This is a genomic window from Bradyrhizobium sp. 4, assembly GCF_023100905.1.
Lineage (GTDB): Bacteria > Pseudomonadota > Alphaproteobacteria > Rhizobiales > Xanthobacteraceae > Bradyrhizobium.
Genome location: NZ_CP064686.1, coordinates 3778319 through 3787539, shown reverse-complemented (window position 1 = coordinate 3787539; position 9221 = coordinate 3778319). Strand labels below are relative to the sequence as shown.

Annotated in this window: 20 protein-coding genes; 3 read left to right on the top strand and 17 right to left on the bottom strand. The window is 64.3% G+C overall.

The genetic code is table 11. The features are described 5' to 3' along the window. Window positions 1–52: 52 nt before the first annotated feature. From IVB45_RS17635 to IVB45_RS17565, 15 genes are all read right to left on the bottom strand, one after another. Window positions 53–337 (bottom strand): hypothetical protein, encoded by a 285-nt coding sequence (locus IVB45_RS17635; protein ID WP_247361088.1) that lies wholly within the window; start codon window positions 335–337, stop codon window positions 53–55. Between the two features lie 17 nt (window positions 338–354). Then, window positions 355–1284 carry a site-specific integrase gene (locus tag IVB45_RS17630; protein WP_247361090.1) on the bottom strand — a complete coding sequence of 310 codons (930 nt, stop codon included), beginning with the start codon at window positions 1282–1284 and terminating at the stop codon, window positions 355–357. A gap of 107 nt (window positions 1285–1391) precedes the next feature. Continuing rightward, window positions 1392–1604: a hypothetical protein gene (locus IVB45_RS17625; RefSeq protein ID WP_247361092.1), complete on the bottom strand. Its 213-nt coding sequence runs from the start codon at window positions 1602–1604 to the stop codon at window positions 1392–1394. 93 nt (window positions 1605–1697) lie between these two features. Continuing rightward, entirely contained in the window at window positions 1698–1889 is a 192-nt protein-coding gene (locus tag IVB45_RS17620; RefSeq protein WP_247361094.1) for a hypothetical protein, read from the bottom strand. Continuing rightward, window positions 1889–2137 (bottom strand): hypothetical protein, encoded by a 249-nt coding sequence (locus IVB45_RS17615; RefSeq protein ID WP_247361095.1) that lies wholly within the window; start codon window positions 2135–2137, stop codon window positions 1889–1891. The genes IVB45_RS17620 and IVB45_RS17615 overlap by 1 nt, the downstream gene beginning before the upstream one ends. Window positions 2138–2351: 214 nt before the next feature. Next, window positions 2352–2978, bottom strand: a complete 627-nt coding sequence (locus tag IVB45_RS17610; protein ID WP_247361097.1) for a transcription termination/antitermination NusG family protein — start codon at window positions 2976–2978, stop codon at window positions 2352–2354. Between the two features lie 181 nt (window positions 2979–3159). After that, a complete protein-coding gene (locus IVB45_RS17605) occupies window positions 3160–3480 on the bottom strand; it encodes a hypothetical protein (RefSeq protein ID WP_247361098.1) in 321 nt (106 codons plus the stop codon). Beyond that, window positions 3477–3818, bottom strand: coding sequence for a hypothetical protein (locus IVB45_RS17600; RefSeq protein ID WP_247361100.1), 342 nt, complete (start codon window positions 3816–3818; stop codon window positions 3477–3479). Before IVB45_RS17600 ends, IVB45_RS17605 begins: the two co-directional genes overlap by 4 nt. A gap of 51 nt (window positions 3819–3869) precedes the next feature. Then, the gene (locus IVB45_RS17595) at window positions 3870–4076 is read right to left on the bottom strand and encodes a hypothetical protein (RefSeq protein ID WP_247361102.1); all 207 of its coding nucleotides are present in this window, start codon (window positions 4074–4076) and stop codon (window positions 3870–3872) included. Window positions 4077–4161: 85 nt separating this feature from the next. Next, window positions 4162–4653: a hypothetical protein gene (locus tag IVB45_RS17590; RefSeq protein WP_247361104.1), complete on the bottom strand. Its 492-nt coding sequence runs from the start codon at window positions 4651–4653 to the stop codon at window positions 4162–4164. Window positions 4654–4956: 303 nt separating this feature from the next. After that, complete coding sequence (locus tag IVB45_RS17585; protein WP_247361386.1) at window positions 4957–5223, bottom strand: DUF2312 domain-containing protein; 267 nt, start codon at window positions 5221–5223, stop codon at window positions 4957–4959. Window positions 5224–5228: 5 nt separating this feature from the next. Further along, window positions 5229–5465, bottom strand: coding sequence for a hypothetical protein (locus IVB45_RS17580; protein WP_247361107.1), 237 nt, complete (start codon window positions 5463–5465; stop codon window positions 5229–5231). Beyond that, window positions 5462–6532: a helix-turn-helix domain-containing protein gene (locus IVB45_RS17575; RefSeq protein WP_247361108.1), complete on the bottom strand. Its 1071-nt coding sequence runs from the start codon at window positions 6530–6532 to the stop codon at window positions 5462–5464. The genes IVB45_RS17580 and IVB45_RS17575 overlap by 4 nt, the downstream gene beginning before the upstream one ends. Beyond that, the gene (locus IVB45_RS17570) at window positions 6529–6816 is read right to left on the bottom strand and encodes a hypothetical protein (protein WP_247361111.1); all 288 of its coding nucleotides are present in this window, start codon (window positions 6814–6816) and stop codon (window positions 6529–6531) included. Before IVB45_RS17570 ends, IVB45_RS17575 begins: the two co-directional genes overlap by 4 nt. After that, on the bottom strand, window positions 6816–7046 hold the full coding sequence (locus IVB45_RS17565; RefSeq protein ID WP_247361113.1) for a hypothetical protein: 231 nt from the start codon (window positions 7044–7046) through the stop codon (window positions 6816–6818). Before IVB45_RS17565 ends, IVB45_RS17570 begins: the two co-directional genes overlap by 1 nt. Before the next feature lie 105 nt (window positions 7047–7151). On the opposite strand from IVB45_RS17565, the gene IVB45_RS17560 reads away from it, so the two are divergent. After that, a complete protein-coding gene (locus IVB45_RS17560; RefSeq protein WP_247361114.1) occupies window positions 7152–7559 on the top strand; it encodes a hypothetical protein in 408 nt (135 codons plus the stop codon). A 248-nt stretch (window positions 7560–7807) separates the two neighbouring features. Here the strand turns inward: IVB45_RS17560 and IVB45_RS17555 are convergent, their stop codons facing one another. Further along, window positions 7808–8182, bottom strand: coding sequence for a hypothetical protein (locus tag IVB45_RS17555; protein ID WP_247361116.1), 375 nt, complete (start codon window positions 8180–8182; stop codon window positions 7808–7810). On the opposite strand from IVB45_RS17555, the gene IVB45_RS17550 reads away from it, so the two are divergent. Further along, complete coding sequence (locus IVB45_RS17550) at window positions 8163–8489, top strand: helix-turn-helix transcriptional regulator (protein ID WP_247361119.1); 327 nt, start codon at window positions 8163–8165, stop codon at window positions 8487–8489. The genes IVB45_RS17555 and IVB45_RS17550 overlap by 20 nt on opposite strands. Window positions 8490–8701: 212 nt before the next feature. Here the strand turns inward: IVB45_RS17550 and IVB45_RS17545 are convergent, their stop codons facing one another. Then, entirely contained in the window at window positions 8702–8863 is a 162-nt protein-coding gene (locus tag IVB45_RS17545; RefSeq protein ID WP_247361120.1) for a hypothetical protein, read from the bottom strand. 123 nt (window positions 8864–8986) lie between these two features. Between IVB45_RS17545 and IVB45_RS17540 the strand changes: the two genes are divergently transcribed. After that, on the top strand, window positions 8987–9220 hold the full coding sequence (locus tag IVB45_RS17540) for a hypothetical protein (RefSeq protein ID WP_247361122.1): 234 nt from the start codon (window positions 8987–8989) through the stop codon (window positions 9218–9220). Window position 9221: the final 1 nt, after the last annotated feature.

Here is a 9221-nt window from a genome sequence, read left to right as displayed (position 1 = left end):
ATAGTGGCTGCGAGCGCAACGGCGCCGAGCACGGCGAGGCGTGATTGCTGCGTCATTGCGCCACCACACCCTTGATCGCCCACATGGCGGCTTCCTCGACTTTGGTCTTGGCCAGGTTGAGCTCGCGGCTCGGATGGCCGTTGGGTGCGAGATAGGCGAGCAGCTCGAGGAACGCGGCCTCGGCCGCCTTGATCTCGCCGATGCGCTCGCGCTTGCGGTCGTTGAGCTCGGTGCCGTCCAACTCGGTTACGGCCTCGCTGGCTTCCGCCGGCGGCGCCTGGTCGCCGGACTTGCCGGACGGAATCTCCGGCGGCTTGCCGTTTGTCTTCGCGTTCATGGTTGCCTCTCGTGGGGTTAGAGGAAGTCACCGCCGACGTGATCCTCGAGCTCGTTCTCGCGGCGGTCGTAAATCGACAGGGTGTCGAGCTTGGCGTGCCGGCTGTGCTTCTTGAGCTTCAGCGGATCCTCGCCGGCATCGAGAGCCGACGTGATGAACCCCGCGCGCATCGAATGTCCTGAGAAGGCCGCATCATCGAGCCCGGCCGCCTTGACGGCGCGCTTCACGATCCGGGCGATGGATCTGCCAGAGAGACCCGCAGCGCCGACCCGGCCGTGTCGATCGACTTCGCGGAAAACAGGACCGCTGATGATCTTGGCCGCGGCGATCCAGGCGTCCAGGGCGTCGATGGGCCGAAGCTTCTTGCCGTTGGGCACGGTCAGCGCGGTGCCCTTGCCGTCCTGGTCGCTCTTGGACTGGCCGAGATGGATCAGAACCCCGCTGGCGCGGCGCTCGATGTCCTCGAGCTGGATTGCCACCAGTTCGGAGCGCCGCAGCGCCGCGGCGAATCCGACGAGCAGAATTGCCCTGTCGCGCAGGCCGGCAGTGGTCGGCGGCAAATGCTCGAGCACTCTTGCCAACACCCCGGAGGTCGTCGGCTTTTTGCGGGTCTGCTTCGATCGGATCGTGCGGCGGATGCCGCGCATCGTCGCCTTGACGCCCTCACTGTTCGTGGGGGGCTCGTGATTTGCGGCCTTGTGGGCGCTCCGGATCGCGGCGACCCGCCGCTCGATCGTGGCGGTCTTGCGGCCGATATCGGCCAGATGCGCCAAGTACCGCGCCACGGTGAGAGGAAGCGCCGGCAGCGGGTCTTCAGAAACCTGCCCGCACCAGGTGGTGAAGTCAGCCCAATCGGCCGTGTAGCCCTTGCGGGTATTGGCGGACTTCTCCGCCTCGAGATAGGCGCGCACCGAGGCCATCGGGTCGACGAGCTCGGTGGACGTCACTTTTTTCGACCTCGATCGAGGAGGAGAAAATGAACATCGACGCTCGTGGGGCGGCGCGGACGATGGAACTATGCATTTTATGCATTAATGCAGAAAGGTAGACTTCATCAGTTCGTGGCCTGGATCAGCGCCAGGCCGAGCTCTCGCGCCTTGGCTCGATTGAGCATCGATTGCCCCAGGCCGCCGCCGGCATCCCGGGGACTCCGCGCCATGATGCTGAAGCCGCCGTCGACGTGCTGGTTGACCGACACGAATTCCGGCATGTCGCATCCAGGCGCGGTGTGCGCGAAGACGTTCTTCGCGATCGACGTGAGTTTCATCCGAGAGAGCTCCCATCCGTTCCGGTTACATCCGCCGGCCGCCGGCGCCCAAGCAAAAGGCCGGCCCTAATCCGCTTGCGCGGCTCTCGAAGTTCAATTGCCGCGCTCGAGCAGCTCCTTGAGCTCGAACACGGTCAGATCGTCCGGGCACTCGTCCAAGAATCGGGTCACCGTCGAGCGCACGCGATTGACCGCGCGGCGGGCGGAAGCTGCCCTGGCGGGATCCGCTGATATCTGATCGGCGCGATCGCCGGCCGCAGCCTCGATCGCGTCTCCGATATCCATCAGTCCGCGATGTCGATCGGCTGGACCTTGAGCGTTGCGCTCGAATAGGGCGAGGATGAATTGCCGTCGCAGAGATGGCCGCTGGCCTCGACCTGGATGACGCGCTGCGCGTCCTTGGGCGAGGAGACGTTCTCGATCGACGACTTGAGGAAGGCGTGGACCGGCGCCGGCACGTCGGCCTTGCGCTGGTCCAGAAGGCGAAGCGCATGAAGGCGCGATCGCGCGACGAAGCTCATCGAGAAAGACATCAGAGGGCGTCCTGGTCTTATTTCATCGTCATAGCTTCGCAGTAGCTAATCTCCGAAGGAGATCAGGGTCCGGAACGGCGATGAGGCCGCGCCGCGACACTCCCCGGGTTACGCCGGTCGATGCCGCGAACCGCGCACCGGGCGAGCCGGCCGCGTCACTTGCAGTCGAGGATCATAAGGCAGCGGAATCCTGACCTGATCCAGATTCGCAAAATTATTGTTCGACGAATTGCACCAGGTGCGGCTTGAGCGGCCAGATCTGGCGGCCGAGGATCTCGACCTCGGTCAGCACATTGATGCGCCCCTGGCTGTCCAGGTCGACGATCTTGCCCAGCATCTTGCGCAGCGGCAGGATCTCCACCCACACGTCTCGCCCGGAATAATACGGGGTCTTTTTGGCGCGCATCAGGAGGTTTCGATATTTCGCGTCCTTCTTCTCCTCAACCTCGCGCACCAGGCGCACCACCATCTCGGGCAGGGTCGCCAGCTTGTGGCTGCCGGATTGCATCATGAAGTCGACCACGCCGCGCGCGGACCGAATGCGATGCCAGGCCTCCACAGTCTGCGGCATCGGCACCAGGATCCGGCTCGGAAACATCGAGACCTCGATCTCGCGCGAGCGCCGGCGGCCGCCGGGCGTGCGCTTGTGCAGATGCGGCCAATATGGGTTGAGGCCGAGCTGCTGGATGCTGTCGATCGCGCGCGCCTCGCGCCCTGGCTCGGTGATGACGACGTGCCAGAGCAGCTCGCGCCCGGTGGTGGCAATCGGCTCGGGCTTTACGAGGTCGACATAGCCGACGAAGGTGCCTTTGACCCAAGTGGACGTATCGATGTGGGGCATGCACCGGCCTTTTCTTGTTTCATTGTCTCGAGCCCGAGCTCGACCATTTCGCGGATCAACTCGGCCAGTGATATCCCGCGCTTCTCGGCGGCGGCCGCCAACTCGGCGAAGGTGTGCTTCTCGAAGCCCACTGGGACGCGCGGCATCTGATTGCCGCCCGGAGAATGGCCCTTCGCGCGCATCAGGCGTTCTTGTCGATCGACTTGATCTTGCGCTCCTCGGCATCGAGCGCATCGATTTGCTTGGAAAGCTCGCGCCGCTGCTCGAGCAGCTCGTTGAGCCGGAGCTCGCGGATTCCGGCTTCGACCTCAGGGCTTCTTGTGTCCTTGTGCGGGGTCAGCACCGAAGAGACTTCTTTGGCGAGATTGGCGGCGCGCAGCGCGATGAAGCGGGTCGGCAGGTCGCTGCTGCGAGAGTTGCACTGGACGAAGGCATGCAGCAGCTCCCGCAGATCTGGAAGCAACACCTTCTGCAGTTCGGCGGCTGTGCTCGGCATGCTCATGCTGACCTCGGAAAATACGGGTCGATGCCCCCGGGCGCGAACGCCACCGGGGCCCCGACGATGATGTGCCAGCGATCGAAGCCGGACGGCCGCAGCGGAGTATGCAGGATCGCGCTGATGGCCGCAGGGCCGCTGCGGATGGCGTCCAGGAGCAGCGCCGCCGCAGCGTTGAACACGACCGGCTGGCTTCCGCCGCGGATCCGCACGAACGGCAGCTCGACCTCGAGCGCGCAGCCGCCCTGCTCGACAATGCCGCGCTGGAGGCCCGCATAGACGCGCCCTGGCGCCGGCCGGGGCAGCTGGAATGAAAGATCAAATGAACCGGGGTGGTAACGCATGCACATAACCCCTTGCCGGTGCAGGGTTACGGCAGACCGGTGACGAAGCCGTTAACGCTCTATATGCCTTGGATTGGCTCTCCGGATCGGCTTCAGCTCGCCGATGTCTTCGTGCCGAGCGCACTCCCGGGCTGGGACCCAGACCGACACCGCCCAGTTGCCGCTGTCGATGAGGACGCGCAACCCGTCCGAGGCGACCTCCTCGGCCGTCGCCCGAACGTAGACGGTGTCACCCGTCACCACCTTGCCAGACGGCATGGGCCCTTCCCCCCGAATCCCTATATAGGGGTCGGTGGAAAGCCGCACAAATACAATCGCTTGTTGAGCCCCGTTAACCCGGATTCTAGCGGGGGTCCGCCGGTGCCAGCAGCGGCGCGAAATCCCCCACGAACACCTGCGCAGCGAACCGGCAGATGCGATCCGCGGCGACCTCTTTGACGCCATCCCAAGCGCCCGCATAGTCCGGCCCCTCGTAACGCTCGCCGACGTGGAACGAGACCTGCCCGGTCGGCAGCTCGAGATAGACGATGTGGTGATGGGGATCGCCGCGGCCGCGCAGATCCGCGTCGATCGCCCACCCCCAGCGCCAGCCGAAATCATGCCTGGCAAGCACGCCGACGAGATTCCTGATGCTCCAGTCCTTGCGATCGTACGCCGCGCTTCTGTGGCCCGGCCCGCGGCGGTAGAGCTTGGCCCGCTCCGAGCATTTGCAGGCGCGCAGCAGGTTGACGGCGATGTCGCCGGCATGACCTTGGGCGTTGAGTTTTGCGTACAGCTGCCGCGTTGCCTCATCATCGGAGGCACGATAGACGGTGAGGATCTCGGCGAGCTGCATCAGAGCACGCCCGACAACCTGCTGATCTCCGCAGGCGTCAAAGCCCTCTTTCGTCCCGCGTAGACATCGCGCGCCTCATCGACCCGACGAAGAGGCCCCTTCACCGCTGCCAGGACAGCGGCGAAAAATGGGATCAACCCGACCTCGTGAGGCTTCAGGTACGCCTTGCCGAGCTTCTCATAGAAGACGCCGAGAAATGCTTCGTCGGAATATCCGACGAGCGCATCGAGCGCCCTTGCTTCCGTCTCGTTGATCGTGAACGTGATCCGCAGGTCAACGTCCCGGTCGGCGCCACCTTTGCCATCACAGCATCCCCAGCGCTTGCAGATAGGTCTCCAGGATCGTCTCCGCTTCCGCGCGTTCGTTCGGATCCTGCTTGCGCATCCGCACGATCGTCTTCAGCGCCTTGACGTCGTAGCCGTTGCCCTTTGCCTCCGAATAGACGTCCCGGATGTCATCGGAGATCGCCTTCTTCTCGCCCTCGAGCCGCTCGATGCGTTCCACGATCGATTTCAGCTGATCCTTGGCGAACTTCGTCGCCGGCGCGTCTTCGGCTTCGGATTTTGCCAGCATCGTTAGCCGCGCTCCTTCGCCAGGGCGTCGGCGATCGCCGCGGCCTCGGCCTTGAGCCGCCGCAGCTCGTCGAGCGACGCCAGCATCGTCAGCTCGAGCGCGCCCATCTTGCCGTGCAGCGCGCGCAGGTTTTCAATCGAGTGGCCGATGCGCACGCGGCCGGCGAAGCTTTCCGCTTTCGCGGCACCCGGTGACGGCGCGGCGGCGCCCTCGCCCGCCGCCTGGTGCTCGTCGCTCATGATGCGCTCCTCTTGACGGCCTGCGGACCCAGCATGAACGGCATTGGCCGCTGCTCATCCTGCAGCATTCGCCGAGTGCGATCGTTGACGACGTTGCGAAATTGATCCCGCGTTCCGATGTTGCCGAGCTGATCAGCTTCAACCAGAATTCTGCGCAGCCCGCTTGGGCTCTTGCAGCGCTGAAGCCAGTTCGTGACGGCCTCCGCCGCGCGCTTTTTGGACACCTGCATCCGCCTCCGAACGAGATCGACGCCGACCTCCCCCAACCAGCAGATGTCCGGGTCTTCCGGCCGCCGGGCGGCGATCGGGGTCGGCGCCACGATGGTGCGCAGCCGCGCCAACGCCGGATGCTCGAGGCGCCAGGCGGCGAGGATGGGCCCTTCGTAGTTGCTGACCAGCTTGTCGGCTACAAACCGGGTGGGCGCCTGCAACACGAGTTCGTCCTCCTCGATCGCGACGATCGCGACCTTGCCGAGCCAGCTGCCGAAAACATCATCGCCGAGCTTCCGTCGCAGCTCCACCCCGGGAAGGCCGAGATCGAACGAGGGGCCAGCGGCGCCGTCAGGCGCTGCGCCGCCGGCCCGCGCGTCCGCGGGCGGAAAGGTGTTTAGAAAGGTATCTAGTAAGGTAGGGGGTACATTCTTGCCCCTAGCAGGGGTCGATTCTTGCCCCTTGTTTGGCGCATTCTTGCCCCTGGTTTCCTCAACTAGGGGCAAAGCTTGCCCCTGCTGACGTTCCAATAGGGGCAAGATTTGCCCCTGTTGTACTTCCTCGATTGGCCGGTATCGGTTGTTCAAGCCGACCTTGGTGATCTCGAAATAGCCGGCCTCGCTCAACCGCGCGATTGCCCATTTGATCGTTCTCTTCGGCATGCCGAGGAGATCGCAGAGATAGTCCTGGGACGGCCAGGCATAGCCGGTCTCGTGGTTGACCAGCGCGCTAAGCTCGGCGCCGACGGTCTGCGTCTTACCGGACAGCGAGGGGTCGCGCCTTATCCGGGTCGCGTGCTCGAGCATGCGGTTGTTAAAGGCTCTCTTGGCGGCGTCATAAGCGGTTTCCCTCGTCATCCGCCTCGCCTCCAGTCCGTATCGGGCGGTGGCGGCGGCGCGCCCCAAGCGACAAGCCTGAGATCAAGCGCGCGCCGGATCTCCTGCTCGCGCTTAGCGATCTCGTCCCGCGCCAGGAAGCGGATCACCTCTTCGTCGCGCGACACCTTGATGCCCGGCGCGAAAGCAACGGACCCGTCGGGCAGCCTTGTGCCGTAGCGATAACCATCCGCCGCGACGAGGGCCTCGCCTGGCGGCCATTGCGGGACCAGGAGCCGGCGGAGCCAGGATCGAAGCTTTCCCATCACCTGCCGGCCTCAGCAAAGCGCAGCTCGAAGGGCGGCGCAGTGACTTGCGGGGCTAGCCGCGGGGTCACCGTCTCGGCCGACCAGGCGCGCGCGATTGCCTGGACGCTGACCGCTGCGGCGAACGCGAGCGCAATGCCGATCACGGCGGTCGCACGATCCGCTCTGTCGAGCCCTTGCCAGAATTGATGGAGAGCGGAGCGCCGCCAGCGGTCGCGGAGAAGGTTCATGGAGCGGCCCCCGCCACTGCTAGGCTTGAAAGGCAGCCCGCCGGCGATTCGCACTCGCCGGCAGGCCTGGCATCCCCGCTGCAACAACCAATGAGGATACGTTCGATGGACCAGAAGACGATCGAGGGCTTCGAGCTGGCCGCGTTCACGCGCGAAGAGAATGACGACAGCTTCGCGCTGATCTTCACGCCGGCCGAGGGCGAGCCCTTCCTGCTCTCAATGGGTCGCGTCATGGCCGGCACCATCGTCGCACGGCTGAGCGAAGCCATTCAGCAGCTCGAGCGAGACGGCGTGCCCACCAGCGTCCCGCGAAGTCCTGACCGGATAATGCGCTACAACGCGCAACGGCGCATCGAGCAGAACTCCGGCGAGCCGTTCGTGATCGTGCTGATGGAGGGCGAACGGTCACAGCCGCTGCTTGGGGCCATGACACCAACGGACGCCAATCGTCTTGGGGCGGCTCTGATGGCTGCGGCTCAATCAACCGACGGCCCGCCCCGCGCGGCCAACTAGCCTGGGCCGCCGTCGCGACGAGCTCGTCGACGTCTGTCTGACGAAATTCGGGCGATCGCCCCCGATCGCGCAGGAGATTCATTGCGGCCTCAGCCACTTGGAGGGAAAGGGACGCGAACGCAACAAAACGCCAGAAAACCCAAAAAACTTATCCACAGGTCGAGTGTGATGCGCTTAGGCCTTGCGCGCGATTCGACTCTGTGTCGTCGGCTGTGGTGACTCCGCGGATGTTCCCGCGTACCTCTGCATCACGCCGCCGCTTCCTCCATGTCCGGAGCGATCACCTGCCCCCAAAGCTTGGGATGGGCACGCAGCCGCTTTTTCCGAAGCGCCCAATTCATCACGCAGTAGTAGCGGGACGGGAAGGTTGGGGCCCGCTTCCATCCCTCCACGTTCTTCCAGCCGTCTGGACCGCGCTGCAGCGTCAGCTCGGCCACGACATGTTCGCCGCCAAGCGCCTCCAGCACTTCGATGGTGTTTTGAAGCTCTCGCGACTCAGACCGCTTGCCCATGCACCCAGCGATATTCGGGATTTTTTTGAAATGCAACGAGATCGAAATGCTTGATAGCTTCGAATCTGCGCGCGCTGCACCTTTCGCTGCGATGGCGAAGAAGGCGTCCAAGAGTACAAATCCGGAACCTAAAGAAGAGGTGCCGGGCCAGTCGCAGCGTTTGAAAGACCTGCGGCGCGCTTTTGGATTCGAGACGTCGACGGCGGTCGCCAAATTCCTCAACATCAGCGTACAGCGGTGGAACGCGTTCGAAAACGGCGCACCGCTCAGCAGGGAAGTTGCTTTCCTGCTGGTACGGAAGTTTTCCGGCCTATCGCTCGACTGGCTCTACTTCGGCAAGACTGAAGCGCTGCCGCTTGAGCTGGCGCGACGCCTCGGTGCCCTCGGCCCCCCGGGAAAAGGCAAGACGTCAGCCTGATCTCCTCCGTCGGTGGGCGGCACACCCGGCGGCCGCGGCCCGAACAAATACCCTATAATTTCCTCGACCAGATCCAGGACGGCCCAGGCGTCCTCGATTTGCTCGGGCAGCATCGACGCGATTTGCAGCGCCTGTCGTTTCTGCCAGCTCGGGTCGGTACTCATAAACAAAACCCCCGATCGTCCCCTCACTCAAACCGTTGAGCTTCCTACCTAAAGTAGCGTTGCGCAATTCACCTCTTGTATGAGGCGAGTTTGAATATCGGGATTTTCTTGAAATTCGGATTGCATTTCAAAATTTTCTTGAACATAGTTGCCCTTGTCCGGCGGTTGAGTCGGGCGGCCGGCAATCTGGCGAGAGCCGGTCAATTCCAACCGAGACTGCTGCCGGCAACTTCGTAAGCGTCCGGCACCACGCGCGGGTTGGTCCCAGCAGCCCTGGGTTCGACCGGCAAAACCAGCCCGCGCGTCTTTCTTCACACCGCATGAGGGGAAGCCATGCGTTCCGATGCCGATATTCCACGCACGCCCTACGCCCGCGGCGAAGCCGACGGCCTTGCCGGCCTGCCCGGCCCCGCGTTCCCCAAGGCCGACGCGCACTGGGACGCCAAGCTCTACAACCGCGGCTGGGAAGCCGGCATCAACCGCCGCGCACAGGCCGCGGCCCTGGGCATGGTTCTGGTGCAGGTCGACGACTTCTCCGCGCCGCTCGAGGTGCAGCTATGTCGATGAA